Here is a 21348-nt window from a genome sequence, read left to right as displayed (position 1 = left end):
TGCTTCGCGCATACGACGAGACGGACAGGCGAACGCGGCTTCGATTTTGCCTCTCCAGGTTGTCGGATGACATCTCCGGTGGGTATCCTGAAGGCATGGATCTTCATGGTTCCCGCAAGAGAGAGAGACGCATTTCATGATGAGGATTTTTCAAAGTGTTGGTACCGCCGGCCTGGCAGTTGCCCTCGGTCTCGGGGGGCTAGTGGCGTTCAGCCAGTCGGCGGAAGCCGCGTCCTTCGAGAGGCTCAAGAAGCAGGGCTTCAAGGTCGGCACCTTCACCCGTGGCCGGTCAGGGTCCCGTGGCTGGTATCTCAGCAAGGGAAACGAGAAGTACTTTTGCAAGTTCCAGGGAACCACGGTTTATGTCGGGAAAAACAAGATGGTGATCTACACGGCGACGGGCCGCGAAATGAGCATGAACCGCAAGGCCTATGAGGAAAAGGCCGGCGGTCCCGACCCATCCATCCCGAAGATGAGCGACTTGAAGGCAGGGCGGCCGGAGGCACGGCTGGTCGGAGCTTGCGCCAAGCAGTAGAGCCTTCCCTGTATCGCGGGAACATGTCCGGCGGTATTTTGCCTCAGGTGCCGCGCGGCTTCGCCCGCGCGGTGGCCTGTGCCGAGGCCGGGTCTTCCGGCCAGGGATGCTTTGGGTAGCGTCCCTTCATCTCGCTGCGCACCGCTGCCCAGGAACCGCGCCAGAAGCCCGGAAGATCGCGGGTCAGCTGGATCGGCCGGTGGGCGGGTGAAAGAAGCTCCAGAAGCAGCGGCACCTTGCCGCCGGCAATTGCCGGATGGCGGTCGAGACCGAAAAGCTCCTGCACGCGGATCGGCAACGCGGGCCCTTCGTCGCGGTCGTAGTCGATGGGCAGGCGCGATCCGCTCGGCGCGTCGAAGTGCGATGGCAGCAGCCGGTCGAGTTCGGACAGCCTGTGTTGCGGCAGCAGGCCGGACAGCGCCGCGCCCAGCACCTCCGCATCGATGTCCGACGCGTTGCGTACGCCGGCGAGATAGGGAGCCAGCCAGTCGTCCAGCGTTTCGCCAAGCGCTTCATCCGACACGTCCGGCCAGTCCGTGGCGGCTTCGTCACCGAGAAGTCTGCGCAAGGTCGTGACCCGGGCGCGAAGGGCGAGTTGCGCTTTTGTCCAGGCAAGCCGGTCGACACCACGCTTTCGCACGTGCTCGACAAGTGCCGACGCGACGGCTTCGGGATCGGGCGCGCCGGCCGAGGTCTCCGACAGGACAAGCTTTCCGAGACGGGTCACCTCGCGGGTCCGCACACGCCCCTCGTTGTCGCAGGATACCTCCGTTCGCGTCACGATATGACCGGCAAAGAGGGCGTCGATTTCGCCACGGCCGATGGGAGCCGCAAGAAGGATTCGGCCGCGTGCGGCCGTGCCCTGTACCTCGGCGATGGCAAGGAACGGCTCACGTGCAAGGGCGTCGCTTTCCTCGAGGCTTGCACCGCGTCCGTTCGCCATTCGGAAGCCGCCGCGTCCGTCCCGCGACTGTGCGACCCGGTCGGGATAGGCCAGGGCAAGCACGCGCCCGGCTTCCTGGTCACTTGCGTTGCCCGGGGCAACGCCCGCAGCCTCGCGCCAGCGTGCGGCCAGGCCAAGTGCGGCCCTGGCACGTGGATCGCGCGAACGCCGCACCTCGGCCAGACGGTTGCGCAGGTCGCTGGACCGTCCGCCGAGGCCGGCCTCCGACAACAGCGCGGCGATCTCGGAAGCCAGACGCCCCGCATCGTCGTCGCCGGCCGAGATCAACATGTGCGCAAGGCGGGGGGCGAGCGGAATGCGCATCATGCGCTTGCCGGTTTCGCTCAGAAGACCGTTCCCGTCCAGCGCGTCGAGCTCCTTGAGAAGCGTCACAGCCTCCGCCCATGCGGCGGCGGGAGGCTGGTCGGGGAAGGGAAGTCGCGTCGGGTCGCCGACGCCCCAGGACGCGAGGTCGAGAACGAGACGGGAGAGGTCCGCTTCCAGGATCTCCGGGCGGTCGGCGGTGGCGAGGGCCGCTGTCTGTCCCTCGTCCCACAGCCGGAAGCAGACACCGGGTTCGGTTCGTCCCGCGCGTCCGCGTCGCTGGTCGGCCGATGCGCGGGAGACCTTCACCGTTTCGAGACGTGTCAGTCCGGTGGCGGGCTCGAAGACGGGAACGCGGGCCAGTCCGCTGTCGACGACCACGCGTACGCCCTCGATGGTCAAAGAGGTCTGGGCAATGGCACTTGCGAGCACCACCTTGCGTCGTCCCTCCGGAGCCGGACGGATCGCCGCCGCCTGGGCCCTGGGGTCGAGCGCACCGTAGAGCGGGGCGAGGTCCGTATCGCGCGGAAGGGTTCCCTCAAGCAGATCGGCGGCCCGGCGGATCTCGCCCTGGCCTGGAAGAAACGCGAGCACCGAGCCACTTTCCTGCGAGAGTGCCTTGCGCACCGCCGAGGCAACCTGATCGGCGGCGGGCTTGCGCGGGTCGCGACCCAGATAATGCGTCTCGACCGGGAAGGTCCTGCCCGGACAGGTGATGACCGGCACATCCCCCAGAAGCCGCGCGACAGCGGCGGCGTCCAGGGTTGCCGACATGGGCAGGATTTTCAGGTCCTCGCGCAGGGCGCCTTGCGTGTCGAGCGCAAGCGCAAGACCGAGGTCGCCGTCGAGCGAGCGCTCGTGGAACTCGTCGAAAATCACGCAGGCGATCCCGGAAAGCTCCGGATCGTCGAGGATCATCCGGGTGAAGACCCCCTCGGTCACGATCTCGATTCGTGTCCGGCGTGAGACGCGGGTCTCCATGCGCACCCTGAGTCCGACTGTTTCACCGACCTCCTCGCCCAGGAGACGGGCCATGCGCGCCGCTGCCGCACGGGCGGCAAGACGGCGCGGCTCGAGCATGAGAATGCGCCCGTCACCACGCCATGATGCCTCGAGAAGGGCCAGGGGAACGACGGTCGTCTTGCCCGCTCCCGGCTCGGCAATGAGAACGGCACCGGTGTTTTTCTCAAGCGCGCTGCAAAGCGGCGCGAGGACACTCTCGATCGGCAGGCCCGTCTCGAGACGAGCGGGACGCGGCCCGGTGGACGTCATGTCGGAACTCTCAGGACGCGGGCGCGGAGGCCTGCGCTCTCCAGCAACGCCCACTTGTCTCGACCGCGAACAGCGTCGGCGTGCGCGCGAAGGCCGCAAGTCCCTCCAGCGCGGGCATCTCGTGACGGATGAGGTAGGTGGGGATAGAGCGCACGAGCGCGCCGTGGGGTGCCTTGGCCTCGAAGGCATCGCGGAAGGCCGGATGGGCGAGATAGCGGCTGATGCGGCCGGGAATTCCGCCGCCCAGGAAAACGCCGCCGCGAGCGAGAAAGGTGAGTGCGAAGTCGCCGGCCACCCGGCCGAGGGCGCGCACGAAGACCTCCATCGTTCGAAGCCCGATTTCGTCGCCGGAATCCGCGGCCGCTGTCACATCGGCGGGGGTCGCGAAGCGTCTCTCGAGACCGGCTTCGCTGGCGACCGCGCGCGAAAGGCGCAAAAGACCGGCGCCGCTGAGGATCCGCTCCGCCGTGATCCTTCCCTCAAGCCGTTCGATATGCGGCCAGACGCGATAGTCCGTCTCCGACACGGGCCCGAGCTCGACATGCCCCCCTTCGCCGGGAACCGGAACCCATGTGCCATGGGCATAAACCATGGCTGCGACACCGAGGCCGGTGCCGGGACCCAGAACGACCTTGGCTCCGTGGGGTTGCGCCGTCCCCGGTCCGATTTGTTCGAGCGCATCGCCCTCGAGGCCCGGAAGGGCCAGGGCCTGGGCCTCGAAGTCGTTGAGCACGATCACCTGCGCGAGGTCGAGCTGTTCGATGAGCTTCAGCGGCTCGATGACCCAATTTGCATTCGTCAGGGGGATGCGTTCGCCCGTGACCGGCCCGGCAGCGGCAATGACCGCCGTGCGTGGCAGGAGCGCGCTGTGATCCAGAAGGCCGTTTTGAGCGGCTTCGGCAAATCCTGGATGGGCATCGGTCGCGACGCGGGTGATCGCCTCTGCCGGACCATGGGCATCGCGCACCATCGCGAAGCGCGCGTTCGTTCCACCGATGTCGGCGACGAGCACGGGGAAACTCAAATGGCGTGGAGCGCCTTCGGGGAGATGTCCGTCCGACGATGTCATGATGCGCTCGTTTCGACCTCCGGCGTTTGCGACGTGGAGAGGAGGCCGGCAAGACGCGCGCTGCGCAGGAGAATATCCGCGGTCGACCGGTTCAGCGCCATGGGAACATTGTAGACGAGTGCAAGGCGCATCAGCGCCTTGACGTCCACGTCATGAGGCATTGGCGACAGCGGATCGACCAGGAAGATCATGCCCTGGAGGCGGCCTTCGGCGATCATTGCGCCGATCTGCTGGTCTCCGCCGAGCGGGCCGCTCTTGAGGCGCGTGATATCCAGATCGGGGCAGGCGTCGGCGATCCGGCCGCCAGTCGTTCCGGTCGCGAAGAGGCGATAGCGGGCGAGCTTGTCGGCATGGGCTCTTGCGAAGGCGACCATCTCGTCCTTCTTCGCGTCGTGGGCGATGAGAGCGAGTGCGGGAAGAATGGCCTGGTCTTGATGCGTCACGAAGCGGTCCTGTCCCTGTTCGACTTTCGGTCGCTCTCTCGCCAAGGCCCGTCCGCGCCTGGCTGGCCGGCGGTACCTGACAGCCTTGAGAACTCCTTCAAGGGTTTACCGCGTTCCGGACCTGCTTGGAAGCCACAGGCGTGGCTCGTGCCTGCGTCGCCGGACGGCGGCTGCCGCCGTCCGGCCCGTGTTCGTTCCGCCGAGGATCAATCGAAGAGGCTGCAGTTGACCGGCTTGCGACCAGATGCCGGCAGGATGCGCGGTTCGTGCAAGAGCCCGGCGATCTCAAGCACCAGCTTCATGCGGATCGCATCCGCGAACTGTGCCTTGGAGTGGACGGGTACGAAGAAATGCCCCGGTCCGCCGATCACGCAGTCCTCATAGTAGTGATCGATGTTCATGAGCGTCTGCCATGAATCCTTGTCGGACTTCATCATCAGCGGCAGACCGTTGATGGTGATGCCGGCGGCGATTGCCCGGTCCCGGAAGGCGGTTACTGTTCCGCCCTGGTTGTTGGGGCCGTCGCCGGAGATGTCGATGACCTTCCGAAGCCCTTCGTAGTCGTTCGTGGCGACCATGGTGGTGGCACGATCGAGCGCGGATGCGATGGATGTTCGCTGGCGATGGTTCAGCGGCGCTTCCGCGATCCGTGTGGCGAAAGCCGCGGCCGTGGCCTCGTCGTGGATTACCGCCCAGTCGGCAACCACGACCTGCTCGCCCTTTCCGCCCCACTCAAAATAGGTAACGGCGATGCGGCCGGTCGGTCCGTAGCGGATGGCATCGAGCACCTGGGGCGAGGTCAGTGCGGAAACATACCCGGCTCTCTGGATTTCCTGCTCGTCCACATCCATCGACTGGGAGACGTCGACGGCGAGGACGAGTTCGACATCGACCTCGCGGTTCGGATCGTAGCCATAGCCGAGACGTGGTTGCGGGGCGCCCGCCTTAATGATGGAAGAGGACAGGGCTGCACCTGCAAATGCAAGAACGGCAAGTGCGAGGACGGCAAGCCTTGCGAGACCACTCTGGCGGGCCCTTGCCGGGCGTCCGCTCTGGCGGGTGGGGACATAATCGCGCATGGTCGAACTCCTTCAACCGATCTGAAGGGCTCCCATCTCGTCCGACGTTTCTCTTCCTGTTCCCCTCCGCGCCTTATCTTCCTCGAGATCGTCTCATGTCCCCCAGCCAATGAAGCGACCGTCCGGCCTGGCGTGATGAAAAATACGCAAGGGCCATGCCATTTCACGGTCCTGAAAGACTGTGAAACACAAGTGAGACGCTGCGTCATTTCTGCCTGGGCGGGCTGTTGTGTCGGTGCCCGCGTTTGTTGCGATTGCTCAGCCGGTTAAGGTGAAGCCGAACGCGAATGGCGGTGACGGCATCGGGTCTGTTGCACACGTGGGCGTGATGAGATTCTGTGCGCTGGCGATGTTCATGTGCATGTCGACACGGCAAATCTTGCCGGTCACCCGGCAATAGCTGCCGGTTTGAGGGCCGGGGAGAGCTGCCACCGCTGCGTAAAGAGGCTTGACCCTGCCAGTCGCTTTGGGCACTGTGAATGAAATAAAACACAAAGCTTGAATTATTTTTCGGGTGTCAGCGGTCCGCAAAAAAATGCGGCGATGCCCGTCGGCGAGGGGACGGCATCCTTATGCCTCAGGGCGACTGGACCACGGACATGTCCATTCGTGCCGCGTGGATGTCGTTTGTAGGCGGCGTCACGCAGGGCGAGATCGCGAACCGTCTTGGCATTTCCACGGCCAAGGTGCATCGGCTGATCGCTCATGCGCAGCGCACCGGCCTGGTGCGCTTCCAGATTGTCGGCCGCCCGGCCGACTGTCTGGAGATCGAGGCGGCGCTTGTTGAAGAATACGGACTTTCATCCTGTCTGATCGCGCCTGACATCGGCGCGGGTGGCGAGGACAGCGGTTTTCGCGCCATCGCGGAAGTGGCGGGGCCGCATCTGGCCAACCTTCTGGCGGCACCGAATGTCACACAGGTCGGCGTCGGCATGGGGCGGACACTGCGCGCGGCGATCGAGCGGATGCCGCGTGTCCAGCGTTCCGATATCGCCATCGTCTCCATTTCCGGGTCGCTGACCAGGAAGCTTTCCGCAAATCCGTTCGATGTGGTGCAGCAACTGGCCGAGCGGACCGGCGGCGAAGGCTACTATCTTCCCGTTCCCTATCTCGCCGACAGCGTTGGCGAGCGCGACATGTTCCTGGGGCAGCGCAGTGTCCAGGCCCTTCTGGCGCGCGCGCGACGGTCCGATCTGTTCGTGATCGGCATCGGGTCGGTGGAAGACGACGGCCATCTGATCCGTCGCGACCTGATCTCCCGGGAAGAACAGAAGGACCTCATCGCCTCGGGGGCGGTCTGCGATCTGATGGGCCGGTTCATCGGCCGCGATGGGGCGCTTGTCGCCGCGAAGCTTGGCGACAAGGCGGTGGGCCTGCCTTTCGAGGCGGTGCGCGGCGCGCGCGTGGTGGCGCTCGCCGGGGGGCTTGGCAAGCTCGAGGCGACGCGGGCGGCGCTTCGCTCCGGCCTGATCACGGATCTGATCGTCGACGAGGAACTGGGACGGAACCTTTCGGCATCGAACGAACAAGAGAAGAACGTGCGAACGGCATGACGCCGGGCGCGGCAACCATCTGGAGGTGAATGCAGTGTTGAAACGGATCATGCTCGGCGTCGCGGCTGCGGCGCTTCTGGCCGGCCCGGTCGTGGCCGATGAATTCGCACCGGCCGTCGTCTATGACCTCGGCGGCAAGTTCGACAAGTCGTTCAACGAGTCGGCCTACATGGGGGCCGAGAAGTTCAAGGCCGATACCGGCACGGACTACCGCGACTTCGAGATCCAGAACGACAGCCAGCGCGAACAGGCGCTCAGGAACTTCGCGCGTCGTGGCGCCAACCCGGTGATCGCCATCGGCTTTTCCCACGCGAATGCGCTGGAGAAGGTGGCCGAGGAGTTCCCCGAGACCAAGTTCGCCATTGTCGACATGGTCGTGGACAAGCCGAACGTGCGCTCGATCGTCTTCAAGGAGAACGAGGGCTCCTACATCGTCGGCAAGCTGGCCATCATGGCCTCGGAGACCAAGAAGGTCGGCTTCGTCGGCGGCATGGACGTTCCGCTCATCCGCAAGTTCGCCTGTGGCTACAAGCAGGGCGTGCTCGAGACCAATCCCGATGCGGAGGTCTTCGAGAACATGACCGGAAACACCGGCGCGGCCTGGACCGATCCGATCAAGGGCGGCGAACTCGCCAAGTCCCAGATCGATCGTGGCGCGGACGTGATCTATCACGCCGCCGGCGGCACGGGTCTGGGCGTCCTGCAGGCGGCCGCGGATGCAGGCAAACTCGGCATCGGCGTCGACAGCAACCAGAACGCTCTCCATCCGGGCCAGATCCTGACCTCGATGCTGAAGCGTGTCGATGTGGCCGTCGCCAAGACCTTCACGGATGCGCGTGATGGGGAGTGGACGTCCGGCATCTATTCGCTCGGCCTCAAGGAAGGCGGCGTGGACTGGGCGCTCGACGACAACAACAAGGACCTCATCACCGACGAGATGAAGGCCGCCGTCGAGAAGGCCAAGGCCGACATCATTGCCGGCGACATCAAGGTCCACGACTACATCGCCGAAGGCGAGTGTCCGTTCTGATCCGACCCTGACAGCAGCGGACGGCGAGCCGGAGTGTCGCCGTCCGCTTTTGCCGTCGGCCCGACATGGAACCCGTCCGCCGGAGTGCGTCGATGACCTTCCATCCGACCCGTTTTCGTCCGCTGGCGGCCCTGCTGGTCCTGGTCGGTCTGTCGCTCGGCATGGGTGTCTCGGTTGCGCCGGCGAGGAGCGAACCGGCGCTTGTCTATTCCGTTGGAGGCAAGTTCGACGGCTCCTTCAACGAGGCGGCCTATCGCGGTGCCGAGCGCTTCGTCGCCGAGACCGGAGCCTCCTACCGGGATTTCGAGATCGCCCGCGACGCGGACAGCCTGCAGGCCCTTCGTACCTTTGCCGCACGCGGGGCGCGTCCCGTCGTCGCGATCGGCTTCAATCAGGCATCGGCCGTGAAGTCGGCCGCGAAGGCCTACCCCGAGACCGGTTTCTCCATCGTGGACATGGTGGTCGACGCCCCCAATGTGCGTTCCGTCGTGTTCCGCGAACAGGAGGGGGCCTATATCGCGGGCCTCCTTGCGGCGATGGCATCGAAGACCGGAACCATCGGTTTCGTTGGCGGCATGGACATACCCATCATCCGGCGGTTCCTCTGCGGGTATCGGCAGGGCGCGGAAGCCGGACGGCCGGGAACGCGGGTTCTCTTCGCCATGGCGGGTAACACGCCGGCCGCCTTTGCCGACCCCGCGCGCGGCAGCGAGCTTGCCCGCTCCCAGATCGGACGTGGTGCCGACGTGATCATCCAGGCAGCGGGAGGCACCGGGATCGGCGTTCTTCAGGCGGCCGCCGATCGCGGTATCCTCGGCATCGGCACGGACAGCAACCAGAACGGCCTTCACCCCGGACACATGCTGACCTCGATCCGCAAGCGTGTCGATATCGCCGTCTACCGGAATTTCATCGATGCGCGAGAGGGGCGCTGGACACCCGGTATCGAGGTGCTTGGCCTTGAGGAGGGCGGAATGGACTGGGTCCTCGACGAGAACAACCGCGCGCTGGTGACACCTGAAATGGAAAAGGCGGCGCGCAAGGCCGAGGCGGATATCGCCTCGGGTGCCGTTCATGTCCACGACGTGGTGAGTGAGGGAGCCTGCCCGCTATGACCGAGCAACTCGCCATCGAGCTCGTCGGCATCGACAAGAGCTTCGGCCCTGTTCAGGCCAATCGCGACATTCATCTGAAGGTCCGCAAGGGATCCATCCACGGGATCGTCGGCGAGAACGGCGCCGGCAAGTCGACGCTGATGTCGATCCTCTACGGCTTTTATCATGCCGATGCGGGCGAGATCCGCATGAACGGCAAGTCCGTGACGCTTGCCTCCAGCCAGGAGGCGATCGCGCAAGGCATCGGCATGGTGCACCAGCATTTCATGCTGGTGCAGAACTTTACCGTTCTGGAGAACGTGATCCTCGGGGCGGAGGGCGGCAGCCTGCTCGGGGAGGGCGTCGCGCGCGCCCGTGCCGAACTGAAGCGCCTTGCCGACGATTACGATCTCAAGGTCGATCCGGAAGCCGTGACGGAGGAGCTTCCCGTCGGTCTTCAGCAGCGTGTCGAGATCCTCAAGGCGCTTTTCCGTGGAGCCGAGGTGTTGATCCTTGATGAACCGACCGGCGTGCTGACGCCGGCCGAGGCGGATCATCTGTTCCGGATTCTCCGGGTGCTGCGCGACGAGGGAAAGACGATCCTCCTGATCACGCACAAGCTGCGCGAGATCATGGCCGTGACCGACGAGGTTTCGGTGATGCGACGCGGCGAGATCGTCGCCACTCGCGAGACGGCGAAGACGTCGATGGGCGAGCTTGCCGAACTCATGGTCGGGCGTCGCGTGCTGCTCGAGGTGGAGAAGAAGAAGGCCGAGCCGGGCCGGCCCCTGCTGACCGTCTCCGGTCTGCGTGTGCACGACAGCCGTGGCGTGGAACTCGTGAAGGACGTCTCGCTTAGTGTCCGGGCCGGCGAGATTGTCGGCATTGCCGGGGTGTCCGGAAATGGCCAGTCGGAGCTTCTCGAGGCGATCGCCGGTATCCGGAAGGTGACAGCCGGCACGCTCGACATTGACGGCACCGTCATCGATCTCGCGTCCACGGACCCGAATGCGGCCGAGATGCGCAGGCTTGGCCTGGCGCATGTGCCCGAGGATCGTCACCGCATGGGCCTTGTCACCCGCTTCGTCGAATACGAGAACGCGGTGCTTGGCTATCACCGGGATCCCGCGCTTGGAAACGGGCCCTTTCTTGATCCCGAGAAAATGAAGAACTTCGCCCGCACCGAAATCGACAAATACGACATCCGCCCGCCCGACTGCATGCTCAAGACCGCCAATTTCTCCGGCGGCAATCAGCAAAAGGTTGTGCTCGCGCGCGAGATCGAACGCGATCCGGCGGTGCTGCTCGTGGGCCAGCCGACACGGGGCGTCGACATCGGCGCCATCGAGTTCATACACAAGCGCCTTGTGGCCCTGCGCGATGCCGGCAAGGCAATCCTGCTGGTCTCGGTCGAACTCGACGAGATCCGCGCACTCGCCGATCGCGTGCTCGTCATGTTCGACGGAAAGGTCGTCGGCGAACGCGAGCCGGAGGCCGCGGAAAGCGAACTCGGGCTGCTAATGGCGGGCGCCGCCGGACAGGAGGCCGCGGAATGACGGTCGGACAGCTTCCGCGCTGGGCGGACTATGGTCTCATGCCGGCGATCAACGTGATCGCCGCGTTTCTCGTTGCCGGTCTCGTGGTCCTGCTCATCGGCGAGAATCCCATCGAAGCGGTGGAGGTGCTGCTGTGGGGCGCGCTCGGCTGGAACGAGGGTATCGGCTTTACCCTCTTCTACGCCACGAACTTCATCTTCACCGGACTTGCTGTCGCGGTCGCCTTTCATGGTGGCCTGTTCAACATCGGTGGCGAGGGGCAGGCCTATCTGGGCGGGCTCGGTGTGGCCCTGGCCTGTCTGGCGCTCGACCGGCTGGTTCCCTGGTGGGTGACGCTTCCCGTCGCGGTGCTGGGAGCGGCGGCCTTCGGCGCCCTGTGGGCGTTCGTTCCGGCGGTTCTTCAGGCGCGACGCGGCAGCCACGTGGTCATCACCACGATCATGTTCAATTTCATCGCCGCCTCGGTGATGGTCTATCTGCTGGTCAACGTGATGTCGAAGCCGGGCTCCATGCAGCCCGAGACCAGAACCTTCGAGGCCGGTGGTCGGCTGCCGTCGCTTGAAAGCGTCCTGCCCGCGGGGATCGACTTCGGGTCCGCGCCGGTCAACATTTCCTTCCTGATCGCGCTGCTTGCCTGCGTGGCCTGCTGGCTGCTGATCTGGCGGACCCGGCTCGGCTATGAAATCCGGGTTTTCGGCGCAAGCCCGACGGCCGCGGCCTATGCCGGTATTTCCGCATCCCGCATCACCATCGTCACGATGCTGATCTCCGGCGGTCTGGCGGGCATGATGGCGGTCAACGAAATCATGGGTTCGCAACACCGGCTGCTGATCGAGTTCGTGTCAGGCTATGGTTTCGTCGGCATCGCGGTGGCGCTCATGGGCCGTTCGCACCCGGTCGGCATCGTGCTGGCCTCGATCCTTTTCGGCATCCTCTATCAGGGCGGTGCCGAGCTCGCGTTCGAGATGCCGACCATCACGCGCGACATGATCGTGGTGATCCAGGGCCTCGTCATCCTGTTCGCCGGAGCGCTGGAGCATATGTTCCGCCCCGCCCTGCTGCGTGTCTTCGGGGTGATCGCCTCCCCGGCGACGAAGACCGCGTGAGGAGGGGCAGATGTTCGATACGATGATCCTCGTTCTCGACAGCACCGTCCGTCTCGCGACACCTCTCCTGCTCGCGGCACTGGCCGGGCTCTTCTCCGAACGTTCCGGCGTCTTCGACATCGGTCTGGAAGGCAAGATGCTGGGCGCGGCCTTCGCCGCCGGTGCGGCGGCCGCACTCACGGGATCCGCCTGGATCGGCCTGATCGCTGCCATGGTCATTTCCGTGGGGCTTGCGCTCGTGCACGGGTTCGCCTGCATCACCAACCGGGGCAACCAGATTGTCTCCGGCGTTGCGATCAATTTCCTCGCCATGGGACTGACGGCGCTGCTCGGACAGGCATGGTTCGGCCAGGGCGGGCGAACGCCCCCGCTTTCCTCCGGCGGGCGTTTTCGGGAGATCACACTGCCTTTCGCGGACAGCCTTCGCGACGTGCCGCTGGTCGGCGGCATCTATTCGGAACTGCTGTCAGGCCACAACATTCTTGTCTATGCCGCCTTCGTGGCGGTGCCGCTCTCCTGGTGGGTTCTCTTCCGCACGCGCTTCGGGCTGCGACTGAGGGCGGTCGGCGAGAATCCGGCGGCCGTCGACACCGCGGGGATCTCCGTGCAGTGGCTGCGTTACAGGGCCGTGATCTGCACCGGCATCCTTTGTGGCTTTGCCGGTGCCTATCTCTCCATTGCCCAGTCGGCGGGCTTCATCAAGGACATGACGGCCGGCAAGGGGTTCATCGCGCTCGCCGCACTGATCTTCGCCAAGTGGAAGCCGGTTCCGGTGATGTTCGCCTGCCTGCTCTTCGGTTTTCTTGATGCGGTCGCAATCCGGCTTCAGGGTCAGGATGTGCCGGGAATCGGCGAGGTTCCCGTCCAGGCGATCCAGGCGTTGCCCTACATCCTCACCGTGATCCTTCTTGCCGGGTTCATCGGCAAGGCGGTTCCGCCCCGGGCCGGAGGCACGGCCTATGTCAAGGAAAGGACCTGACATGAGTGAGATCGATGCGCTTTTCCAGGCGGCGAAGAACGCCAGGGAAAAAGCGCATGCGCCCTATTCGGACTTTGCGGTGGGGGCGGCGATCCTGACCGCGTCGGGCACGATCCATGCCGGGTGCAACGTGGAAAATGCCAGCTTTCCCGAAGGCTGGTGTGCCGAGACCACGGCGCTTGGCCATATGATCGCCAGTGAGGGAAAGGTCCGGGTGGAAGCGGTTCTCGTCATGGCCGATGCGGCGCTGTGCACGCCCTGCGGCGGGTGCCGCCAGCGGCTGGCGGAGTTCGCGGACGATACGACGCCGGTTCATGTCTGCGACACGAAGGGGGTGGTCCAAACGTTCACGCTGGGCGAGCTTCTGCCCCACAAGTTCGTGCTCAAGTGAAAGAGGCAATCGTGAGCGGATACGGAACGGAAAGCGCTGCAATCGTCAGGGCGGCGCGGCCGGGCACCTACCGGCTGGGCCTCGTCCTCGGCTCGGGACTTGGCAGTCTCGCTGATGAGATCGAGGATGCCGTGCGCGTGCCCTACACGAGACTGGCCGGATTCCCGGTTTCCACGGTCTCCTCCCACGGCAGCGAGCTTGTTGCCGGTACGCTGGAAGGTGTTTCCGTCGTGGTTCTCTCGGGGCGGGCGCACTACTACGAAGGCGGCGGAGCCGACGTGATGCGGACCCCGCTGGAAACGCTGAAGGAGCTCGGTTGCGAGACCGTGTTGCTCACCAACGCGGCCGGAAGCCTGCGAGAGGCGTTCGCGCCCGGCACGCCGATGCTGATCTCGGATCACATCAACTGGTCGGGCCTCAATCCGCTCATCGGCGAGGAAAGCGAGGGCCGCTTTCTCGACATGAGCGCCGCCTACGATGCGGATCTGCGCGACAAGCTGAAGGCACGGGCGAAGGAAGAGGGGATCGCGCTCGGCGAGGGCGTTTACATGTGGTTCTCGGGCCCCTCGTTCGAGACGCCGGCGGAAATCCGCATGGCGCAGGTGCTCGGAGCCGACGCCGTCGGCATGTCGACCGTGCCGGAGGTCATCCTCGCCCGCTATCTTGGCATGCGCGTCGCCGCAATCTCGACGATCACCAACTATGGCGCCGGGCTGCAGGCCCACGCCCTGTCCCACGCGGAGACCAAGGCGACGGCTCTGACCGCCGTCGACGCGCTCAAGCGCCTGATCCGGGGTTTCGCGCGGGATCTCGATACGTGAAGGACAAATACATGACTGAAGCGACTGCGGCGGCAATTGCCGCAAGGGCCCTTCCACTTGTCGACCTGACCAACCTTGAGGACGACTGCAAGCCCGCCGACATCGAAAAGCTGTGCAGGCGGGCCGTGACGCCACACGGCCCCGTGGCCGCCGTGTGCATCTGGCCTCGGTTCGTGGGGCAGGCGGCGACCCAGCTCAGGGGAAGCGGCGTGCGTGTCGCGACAGTGGTCAATTTTCCCGCCGGAGGCATTGAGACGCTGGCCGTCGTGGGCGAAGCCAGGGCCGCCGTCGCCGAGGGCGCTGACGAGATCGACCTCGTCATGCCCTGGCAGGCGTTTCTGGACGGTCGGCGCGGTTATGCCGAAACCCAGATTACCCGTGTTCGTGCGGCATGCCCGGATGCGACGCTGAAAGTCATCCTGGAAACGGGCGAGCTGGGAGATGCGCTGCTTGTCCACGCAGCGGCCAACGTGGCGATTGCGGGCGGAGCGGACTTCATCAAGACCTCCACGGGCAAGGTGAAGGTCAACGCGACGCTCGAGGCGGCGGAAATCATGCTGACCGTGATCGAGGAAATTCGCCGCGAGGGTGGCCGCGAGGTCGGTTTCAAACCCGCAGGCGGCATCCGTACGGTGGACGATGCCGGTGCCTATCTGGCTATTGCGGACCGGCTTCTGGGGGCGAACTGGGTTTCCGCCGCGCATTTTCGTTTCGGCGCGAGCGGTCTGCTCGACGCGCTTCTGGCCGCGCTCGATGGCAAAGAAGCGGCGACCGGCGAGGGATACTGAAGGATGCTTGCCCAGGAACTCATTCGTCGCAAGCGTGATGGCGGAACGTTGAGCGCCGAGGAAATCGGCTTCTTCGTGAAGGGGCTGACCGACGAGAGTGTCAGCAACGAGCAGATTTCCGCACTTGCCATGGCCGTGTTCTTTCGTGGCCTCTCGCTGGACGAGCGCGTCGCGCTGACCCTGTCCATGCGCGACAGCGGCACCGTGCTGGACTGGTCCGATCTCGACGCTCCGGTTGTCGACAAGCATTCCACCGGCGGCGTTGGCGACAATGTCTCGCTGATGCTGGCGCCGGCCCTGGCCGCCTGCGGTGCGGCGGTGCCCATGATTTCCGGCCGCGGGCTTGGTCATACCGGCGGCACGCTCGACAAGTTCGATGCCGTGCCCGGCTATACGACCCAGCCCGACAATGCGCTGTTCCGCAAGGTGGTGCGCGAGGCGGGTTGCGCGGTCATTGGCCAGACCAGCGACCTTGCGCCTGCCGACAAGCGCTTCTATGCGATCCGCGACGTGACAGGCACGGTCGAAAGCCTTGATCTGATCACCGCCTCGATCCTTTCAAAGAAGCTCGCCGCGGGCCTTGGCTCGCTTGTTCTCGACGTGAAATGGGGGACGGGAGCCTTCATGGCGACGCTGGACGAGGCGCGTGCGCTTGCGGAAAGTCTCGTCACGGTCGCGAACGGGGCTGGATGCCGCACCACCGCGCTTCTGACCGACATGAATGAACCGCTCGCCTCCGCCGCCGGAAATGCGGTCGAGGTGAAAAACGCGGTCGACTTCCTGACCGGCCGCGAGATCGACAATCGCCTTTTCGATGTGACCGTGGCGCTTGGCGCGGAGGTTCTTGCCACCGCCGGCCTTGCCGAGGACACGGATGCGGGCAGCCGCATGATGCGCAATGCGTTCGAAAGCGGTGCGGCGGCCGAGCGGTTCGCCCGCATGGTGGCCGGACTGGGCGGCCCGGCGGATTTCATCGAGCGGGCGGACAGCTATCTTGCCAAGGCTCCGGTCGAACGGGCGGTCTATCCCGACCGGCCCGGCACGGTCGTTGGCGTGGATACCCGCGCGGTCGGGGTCGCGGTCATCGAGCTTGGCGGTGGGCGCCGCGTGTCGAGCGACCGCATCGATCCTTCCGTTGGCTTCACGCATCTGGCCGGTGTCGGCCACATGGTCGATACGGATTCGCCTTTCGCCATCGTGCATGCGGCCGACGAGGTGGCGGCAGCCCGGGCCGGCGCGGCTCTCAAGGCCGCTTACCGCCTCGGCAACCCGGCGGATATCGACGACCAGCCGGTGGTGAGCGAGCGTATCGGCATTCCTGGCTGAACCTAGCCGAGAAGACACGCCTGGGCCGGCAAAGCCGACTGGGCGGCAAGACGGGGACATCAAATGGCGCGTGCCATCCTCTGCGTTCTGGACAGTTTCGGCATCGGCGGCGCGCCGGATGCAGCCAGCTTCGGCGACGAGGGAGCGAACACCTTCGGGCATATCGCCGCTGCCTGCGCGCGTGGAGAGGCGGATCGCGAGGGGCTGCGGTCCGGCGTTCTGCATGTGCCCAACATGGCACGCCTGGGACTCGCACATGCCGGCCGGCTTGCGAGTGGCGAGGCACCGGACGGCTTCGATCTTTCGATCGCGCCCGAAGGGATCTGGGGCGCGGCAAGCGAGACGTCGCGCGGCAAGGACACGCCATCCGGACATTGGGAGATCGCCGGGGTGCCGGTTGCTTTCGACTGGGGGTATTTCCCGGACGAAGTGCCGACGTTTCCCGATGAACTGGTCAGCAAGGTCATCGAGGCCGGGGCTATTCCCGGAATTCTCGGCAACTGCCATGCGTCCGGAACCACCATCATCGCCGAACTCGGCGAGGAGCATCTGCGCACAGGCAAGCCGATCTGCTACACGAGCGCCGACAGTGTGTTCCAGATTGCCGCGCACGAGACGCATTTCGGTCTCGAGCGGCTCTATCGCCTGTGTGAGACGGTGCGCGAACTCGTCGACCCCTATCGCATCGGTCGCGTTATTGCCCGCCCGTTCATTGGCGAGAACGCGGAAACCTTCGAGCGGACCGCGAACAGGCGCGATTATTCCGTCCTTCCACCGGAGCCGACCCTGCTCGACCGTGTCGTCGCGGCCGGGCATCGGACACTGACCGTGGGCAAGATCGCCGATATCTTTGCCCATCAGGGGATCGGTGAGGTGCTGAAGGCCGCCGGAAACGATGCACTTTTCGACCGAACCCTGGAAGCGCTGGACTTGGCGGGCCACGGCGATCTGGTTTTCGCCAATTTCATCGATTTCGATAGCCTCTATGGTCACCGCCGGGATGTGGCGGGATATGCGGCGGGTCTCGAGGCCTTCGACCGCCGCTTGCCGGAGCTGCTCGAGCGTCTCGAGCCGGACGATCTGCTCATTCTGACCGCCGACCACGGATGTGACCCGACGTGGCGTGGAACCGACCATACCCGTGAGCGCGTGCCGGTAATCGGCGTTGCGCCAGGACGCGGCAAGGTTCCGATCGGCATTCGCGACACCTTTGCGGACATCGGCGAGACGGTTGCCCGTCATCTCGGAGTCGCACCTGGCGGACACGGGGTGCCCTTTCTCTGAGGGCGGGCTTCCAACCAACCGTAGCGTGCGGTGCTCACCGGGCGTTTGCATGTGACACCGAGACAAAGGACGACAAACGCCCATGGCGACGACCGAGGCTGCGTCCCACCGCCTGCCCAAGGCTGAACTGCATGTTCACGTGGAAGGGGCTGCGCCTCCCGCGCTCGTGGCAAGGCTTGCGGAACGTCACGGTCTGGATCTGGAGGGCGTGTTTGACGACCAGGGCCGTTATCGCTGGGAGGATTTCACCGGCTTCCTGCATGCCTACGACCGGGCGGCCAGTGTCTTCCGGACGCCGGAAGACTACGCGGTGCTGTCCGAGACCTACCTGAAGGAGATTGCCGCTGACGGGGCGATCTATGCGGAACTGACAATTTCGCCCGATCATGCGGCCGGAGCCGGCCTGTCCTATGTCGACTATGTTGCCGGACTGGCGGAGGGGATCGGCCGTGCCCGGGCGGAGACGGGGATAGAGGCGCGCATGATCGCGGTGGGCGTGCGTCACTTCGGTGCGCGGGCCGTGGAACAGGTCGCAAGCCAGGTGATCGCCGCGCCGCATCCGCTGGTGACAGGCTTCGGGCTTGCCGGCGACGAGCGCGAGGGGCATCCGGCGAACTTCGCGCGCGCCTTTCGGATGGCCGGAGAGGCGGGCCTCGGGCTTACCGCGCACGCGGGCGAGGTTTGCGGGCCGGAAAGCGTGACGGCGACCCTTGATTTTCTGCGCGTGCAGCGCATCGGGCACGGCGTTCGGGCGATCGAGGACCCGGAGGTGGTGCGCAGACTTGTGGAAGACGAAGTGGTTCTGGAAGTGTGTCCGGGATCAAATCTTGCCTTGGGCCTTTACGAGCGGTTGCGTTTCCATCCGGTGAACCTGCTGCGCCGCTCGGGTTGCCGCATCACGCTGAACTCCGATGATCCGCCATTTTTTCATACGTCGCTGGCCGAGGAATACGAGAGCTGCGCGACCACCTTCGGCTGGAGCGGGGCGGACATGCTCGACATGACGCGCGAGGCGGTGCGCGGTGCGTTTTGCGATCCCGCGACCCGGATGCGCCTGATGGACAGGATAGAGGAATACGGGAACGGGGAAAGCTGACCAACGGGGCATCGAATGGTGGATCGAGGCCTTCACGGTCTTCCCGCTTGTTTCGATTTGCGGCAGCTTGGTCTAACAAAAGAGAAGGGAGACCGGGCGCGCTCAAGGCGTTGCCGCGTGTCCGCCTTCAGAACATCAGGCATCGACAGACGGGGACGCGCCATGACCGGAGCCACAGTGATCGACCATCCTCTGGTCCAGCACAAACTCACTCACATGCGCATGAAGGACACCTCCACGCAGGGCTTCCGCCGTCTTCTGCGGGAGATCTCGGTGTTGCTCACCTACGAGGTGACGCGCGATCTGCCCATCACCGCGATGGAGATCGAGACGCCGCTGGAGCCGATGGCCGCGCCCGTGATCGAAGGAAAGAAGCTCGTCTTCGCTTCCGTGCTGCGGGCGGGAAACGGCCTTCTGGAAGGGATGCTGGAGCTGGTCCCGGCCGCGCGCGTGGCCCATATCGGCCTTTACCGTGATCCCAAGACGCTGCAGCCGGTCGAATACTACTTCAAGGCGCCGGAAGATCTCGGCGAACGCCTCGTGATCGTTGTCGATCCCATGCTTGCAACGGCCAACTCGGCCATTGCGGCGGTGCAGCGCCTCAAGGATCGCGGCGCGACCAATATCCGTTTCCTGTGTCTGCTGGCCGCGCCGGAAGGGATCGCCAAGTTCAACGAGGCCCATCCGGACGTTCCAATCTTTACTGCCGCCATCGACGCCCGCCTCAACGAGAAGGGATACATCATGCCCGGTCTTGGCGATGCGGGAGATCGCATGTACGGCACAAAGTAGGCGCCTGAACGCGCGTCCTCTTCCTGACGGGCGCGCGCGAGAACGCCAGACATCGGGAGGAGGACGACATGACCAGCGCGACCATCGGTTCGGCAATCTATCCCGGCCTCAAGGGAAAGACTGTGCTCGTGACGGGAGGCGGCAGCGGCATCGGCGCCGAGATCGTGCGCCACTTCGCGGCCCAGGGATGTCGCGTCGGCTTCATCGACCGTAACGATGAAGCCGCGCGTTCCGTCCTCGAGGAGGTTTCCGCGACGGGCGCGGCCATTCAGTTCGTGAAGGCCGACCTCACCGACATTCCCGCAACGAGGGCGGCGATCGGCAAGATCCGCGCCGCTCTGGGGCCAATCGCGGTTCTCGTGAACAATGCCGCTCATGACGAGCGCCACAGGCTCGAGGATGTCACGCCCGAATACTGGGACGAGCGCATGGCGGTAAACCTGCGGCACCAGTTCTTCTGTTCGCAGGCCGTGGTGGATGACATGCGCGGGCTTGGCGGCGGAGCCATCGTCAACATGGGTTCCATTTCCTGGATGATCGGTCAGGGGGGCATGGCAGGGTACACCTCGGCCAAGTCGGCAATCGTCGGTCTGACACGCTCGCTGGCCCGTGACCTGGGGCCCGACAACATCCGTGTGAACTGTATTGCGCCGGGCTGGATCATGACCGACCGACAGATCGAGCTCTGGCTGGACGAAGAGGGCGAACGCGAGATCCAGGCACGCCAGTGCCTCAAGCGGAAGCTCGTCCCCTCCGACGTGGCTTCGGTTGTGACCTTTTTCGCCTCCGACGCCGCAGCGGCCTGCACCAATCAGACCTATGTGGTGGACGGCGGCTGGATCTGAGTGAGCGGCCTTGAGGGGCGAGGCTAAACAGGGGCGTTCGCGATGATCACCGTCTTCGGCTCGATCAACCTGGATCTGGTGGTCTGCCTGCCACGTCTGCCGGTGCCGGGCGAGACGGTCGTTGGTCCCGATCACCAGACCTTTGCCGGCGGCAAGGGAGCGAACCAGGCCCTTGCCGCAGCCCGCGCAGGCGCTTCCGTGCGCATGGTCGGAGCGGTTGGAAGGGACGCCCATTCGGCACCGGCGCTTGCGAACCTCGATCTCGCGGGCGTGGATCTCTCCGCCGTGCGTCATCTGGAGGGCACCACGGGACTTGCCATGATCGGCATCGATGCGGAAGGCGAGAACCTGATCATGTGCGCCAGCGGCGTGAACGCACGCGTCGCGGCTGACTGGCTCGACGGTGTGCTCGAGCCGGACGATCTTCTCGTGCTCCAGCGCGAGTTGTCCGCCGATCCGATCTCCGGGGCGATCGCGCGGGCGCGCAAGGTGGGCGCCCGCGTGTTGCTCAACGCCGCGCCTTCAGGCGATGCCGCGCTTGCAGGATTGATCGGGGATGTGGATGTTCTCGTGGCCAATGCCGTGGAGGCTGCAGAACTGGCAGGAGCATTCGGTTGCAATGGGGCCGAGGGTGCGGAGGCGCATTGCGCCGCTCTTTGCGGGACCTCGCGTCTTGCTGTTGTAACCCTTGGCGGCGACGGCCTTGTCGCGCGGACGGCCGAGAGGATCTGGCGCGTTGCCGCGCCGCGCGTCGAGGTGCTCGACACCACCGGTGCCGGTGATGCCTTCGTCGGAGCTCTCGCGGCCGCGCTGGACAGGGGCGCGGACATTTCCCGTGCCCTGGCGGAAGGCACTGCGGCCGGTGCACTTGCCTGCACGGCGACCGGAGCGCAATCGAGTTCCCCCGACGCCGGCGCCATAGCCGAACTTGCGGACACGCTCGTCGTGGAGACGGCGCCCGTGACACGCTGAAACGTTAGCCGCCCGTTTACTTCGAAACGGATCGGCGCAGTGCCTTAGCC

At 65.3% G+C, this 21348-nt stretch carries 20 protein-coding genes; 16 read left to right on the top strand and 4 right to left on the bottom strand.

Annotated elements, in window-relative coordinates; translation table 11 throughout:
- Positions 1-136: 136 nt before the first annotated feature.
- Positions 137-535, top strand: a complete 399-nt coding sequence (locus ACYX4S_RS14740; protein ID WP_476360737.1) for a hypothetical protein — start codon at positions 137-139, stop codon at positions 533-535.
- Between the two features lie 43 nt (positions 536-578).
- Here ACYX4S_RS14740 and hrpB read toward each other — a convergent pair whose 3' ends face one another.
- The 4 genes from hrpB to ACYX4S_RS14720 form a co-directional block, all read right to left on the bottom strand.
- Positions 579-3074 carry an ATP-dependent helicase HrpB gene (gene hrpB, locus ACYX4S_RS14735; RefSeq protein ID WP_476360736.1) on the bottom strand — a complete coding sequence of 832 codons (2496 nt, stop codon included), beginning with the start codon at positions 3072-3074 and terminating at the stop codon, positions 579-581.
- 10 nt (positions 3075-3084) lie between these two features.
- Positions 3085-4143, bottom strand: a complete 1059-nt coding sequence (gene glk / locus ACYX4S_RS14730; RefSeq protein ID WP_476360735.1) for a glucokinase — start codon at positions 4141-4143, stop codon at positions 3085-3087.
- Positions 4140-4565 carry a methylglyoxal synthase gene (locus ACYX4S_RS14725; RefSeq protein ID WP_293721956.1) on the bottom strand — a complete coding sequence of 142 codons (426 nt, stop codon included), beginning with the start codon at positions 4563-4565 and terminating at the stop codon, positions 4140-4142. The genes glk and ACYX4S_RS14725 overlap by 4 nt, the downstream gene beginning before the upstream one ends.
- Positions 4566-4792: 227 nt before the next feature.
- Positions 4793-5665, bottom strand: a complete 873-nt coding sequence (locus ACYX4S_RS14720) for a DUF1194 domain-containing protein (RefSeq protein WP_476360734.1) — start codon at positions 5663-5665, stop codon at positions 4793-4795.
- Between the two features lie 599 nt (positions 5666-6264).
- Between ACYX4S_RS14720 and ACYX4S_RS14715 the strand changes: the two genes are divergently transcribed.
- The 15 genes from ACYX4S_RS14715 to ACYX4S_RS14645 all read left to right on the top strand — a co-directional run bounded on the left by ACYX4S_RS14715 (position 6265) and on the right by ACYX4S_RS14645 (position 21298).
- On the top strand, positions 6265-7218 hold the full coding sequence (locus ACYX4S_RS14715; protein WP_476360733.1) for a sugar-binding transcriptional regulator: 954 nt from the start codon (positions 6265-6267) through the stop codon (positions 7216-7218).
- 37 nt (positions 7219-7255) lie between these two features.
- The gene (locus ACYX4S_RS14710; protein ID WP_422070295.1) at positions 7256-8248 is read left to right on the top strand and encodes a BMP family lipoprotein; all 993 of its coding nucleotides are present in this window, start codon (positions 7256-7258) and stop codon (positions 8246-8248) included.
- Between the two features lie 92 nt (positions 8249-8340).
- On the top strand, positions 8341-9363 hold the full coding sequence (locus tag ACYX4S_RS14705) for a BMP family lipoprotein (protein ID WP_476360732.1): 1023 nt from the start codon (positions 8341-8343) through the stop codon (positions 9361-9363).
- Positions 9360-10898 carry an ABC transporter ATP-binding protein gene (locus tag ACYX4S_RS14700; RefSeq protein ID WP_476360731.1) on the top strand — a complete coding sequence of 513 codons (1539 nt, stop codon included), beginning with the start codon at positions 9360-9362 and terminating at the stop codon, positions 10896-10898. The genes ACYX4S_RS14705 and ACYX4S_RS14700 overlap by 4 nt, the downstream gene beginning before the upstream one ends.
- Entirely contained in the window at positions 10895-12004 is a 1110-nt protein-coding gene (locus ACYX4S_RS14695; protein ID WP_293721554.1) for an ABC transporter permease, read from the top strand. The genes ACYX4S_RS14700 and ACYX4S_RS14695 overlap by 4 nt, the downstream gene beginning before the upstream one ends.
- A 10-nt stretch (positions 12005-12014) precedes the next feature.
- A complete protein-coding gene (locus ACYX4S_RS14690; RefSeq protein WP_476360730.1) occupies positions 12015-12983 on the top strand; it encodes an ABC transporter permease in 969 nt (322 codons plus the stop codon).
- Position 12984: 1 nt separating this feature from the next.
- Positions 12985-13374 (top strand): cytidine deaminase, encoded by a 390-nt coding sequence (gene cdd, locus ACYX4S_RS14685; protein WP_476360729.1) that lies wholly within the window; start codon positions 12985-12987, stop codon positions 13372-13374.
- A gap of 11 nt (positions 13375-13385) precedes the next feature.
- Complete coding sequence (locus ACYX4S_RS14680; protein ID WP_476360728.1) at positions 13386-14195, top strand: purine-nucleoside phosphorylase; 810 nt, start codon at positions 13386-13388, stop codon at positions 14193-14195.
- Between the two features lie 11 nt (positions 14196-14206).
- Positions 14207-14983 (top strand): deoxyribose-phosphate aldolase, encoded by a 777-nt coding sequence (gene deoC, locus ACYX4S_RS14675; protein ID WP_476360727.1) that lies wholly within the window; start codon positions 14207-14209, stop codon positions 14981-14983.
- Positions 14984-14986: 3 nt separating this feature from the next.
- A complete protein-coding gene (gene deoA / locus ACYX4S_RS14670) occupies positions 14987-16309 on the top strand; it encodes a thymidine phosphorylase (RefSeq protein WP_476360726.1) in 1323 nt (440 codons plus the stop codon).
- Positions 16310-16372: 63 nt separating this feature from the next.
- The gene (locus ACYX4S_RS14665; RefSeq protein ID WP_476360725.1) at positions 16373-17593 is read left to right on the top strand and encodes a phosphopentomutase; all 1221 of its coding nucleotides are present in this window, start codon (positions 16373-16375) and stop codon (positions 17591-17593) included.
- 82 nt (positions 17594-17675) lie between these two features.
- Positions 17676-18689, top strand: coding sequence for an adenosine deaminase (locus ACYX4S_RS14660; RefSeq protein WP_476360724.1), 1014 nt, complete (start codon positions 17676-17678; stop codon positions 18687-18689).
- Positions 18690-18851: 162 nt separating this feature from the next.
- A complete protein-coding gene (gene upp, locus ACYX4S_RS14655) occupies positions 18852-19481 on the top strand; it encodes a uracil phosphoribosyltransferase (protein WP_293721571.1) in 630 nt (209 codons plus the stop codon).
- A 68-nt stretch (positions 19482-19549) separates the two neighbouring features.
- Positions 19550-20326 (top strand): SDR family NAD(P)-dependent oxidoreductase, encoded by a 777-nt coding sequence (locus tag ACYX4S_RS14650; protein ID WP_293721573.1) that lies wholly within the window; start codon positions 19550-19552, stop codon positions 20324-20326.
- A 42-nt stretch (positions 20327-20368) separates the two neighbouring features.
- Entirely contained in the window at positions 20369-21298 is a 930-nt protein-coding gene (locus ACYX4S_RS14645) for a ribokinase (RefSeq protein ID WP_476360723.1), read from the top strand.
- Positions 21299-21348 lie beyond the last annotated feature (50 nt).

Source organism: Stappia sp. ABD4_338, assembly GCF_056312175.1.
The sequence above is the reverse complement of the archived record's forward strand: the minus strand, read 5'-3'. Positions and strand labels throughout refer to the sequence as shown.

Coding starts and splice junctions, on each gene's coding strand:
- ACYX4S_RS14740 (WP_476360737.1), top strand. CDS start 137: ATGATGAGGATTTTTCAAAGTGTTGGTACCGCCGGCCTGGCAGTTGCC.
- hrpB (WP_476360736.1), bottom strand. CDS start 3,074: ATGACGTCCACCGGGCCGCGTCCCGCTCGTCTCGAGACGGGCCTGCCG.
- glk (WP_476360735.1), bottom strand. CDS start 4,143: ATGACATCGTCGGACGGACATCTCCCCGAAGGCGCTCCACGCCATTTG.
- ACYX4S_RS14720 (WP_476360734.1), bottom strand. CDS start 5,665: ATGCGCGATTATGTCCCCACCCGCCAGAGCGGACGCCCGGCAAGGGCC.
- ACYX4S_RS14715 (WP_476360733.1), top strand. CDS start 6,265: ATGTCCATTCGTGCCGCGTGGATGTCGTTTGTAGGCGGCGTCACGCAG.
- ACYX4S_RS14705 (WP_476360732.1), top strand. CDS start 8,341: ATGACCTTCCATCCGACCCGTTTTCGTCCGCTGGCGGCCCTGCTGGTC.
- ACYX4S_RS14700 (WP_476360731.1), top strand. CDS start 9,360: ATGACCGAGCAACTCGCCATCGAGCTCGTCGGCATCGACAAGAGCTTC.
- ACYX4S_RS14695 (WP_293721554.1), top strand. CDS start 10,895: ATGACGGTCGGACAGCTTCCGCGCTGGGCGGACTATGGTCTCATGCCG.
- ACYX4S_RS14690 (WP_476360730.1), top strand. CDS start 12,015: ATGTTCGATACGATGATCCTCGTTCTCGACAGCACCGTCCGTCTCGCG.
- cdd (WP_476360729.1), top strand. CDS start 12,985: ATGAGTGAGATCGATGCGCTTTTCCAGGCGGCGAAGAACGCCAGGGAA.
- deoC (WP_476360727.1), top strand. CDS start 14,207: ATGACTGAAGCGACTGCGGCGGCAATTGCCGCAAGGGCCCTTCCACTT.
- deoA (WP_476360726.1), top strand. CDS start 14,987: ATGCTTGCCCAGGAACTCATTCGTCGCAAGCGTGATGGCGGAACGTTG.
- ACYX4S_RS14665 (WP_476360725.1), top strand. CDS start 16,373: ATGGCGCGTGCCATCCTCTGCGTTCTGGACAGTTTCGGCATCGGCGGC.
- ACYX4S_RS14660 (WP_476360724.1), top strand. CDS start 17,676: ATGGCGACGACCGAGGCTGCGTCCCACCGCCTGCCCAAGGCTGAACTG.
- upp (WP_293721571.1), top strand. CDS start 18,852: ATGACCGGAGCCACAGTGATCGACCATCCTCTGGTCCAGCACAAACTC.
- ACYX4S_RS14650 (WP_293721573.1), top strand. CDS start 19,550: ATGACCAGCGCGACCATCGGTTCGGCAATCTATCCCGGCCTCAAGGGA.
- ACYX4S_RS14645 (WP_476360723.1), top strand. CDS start 20,369: ATGATCACCGTCTTCGGCTCGATCAACCTGGATCTGGTGGTCTGCCTG.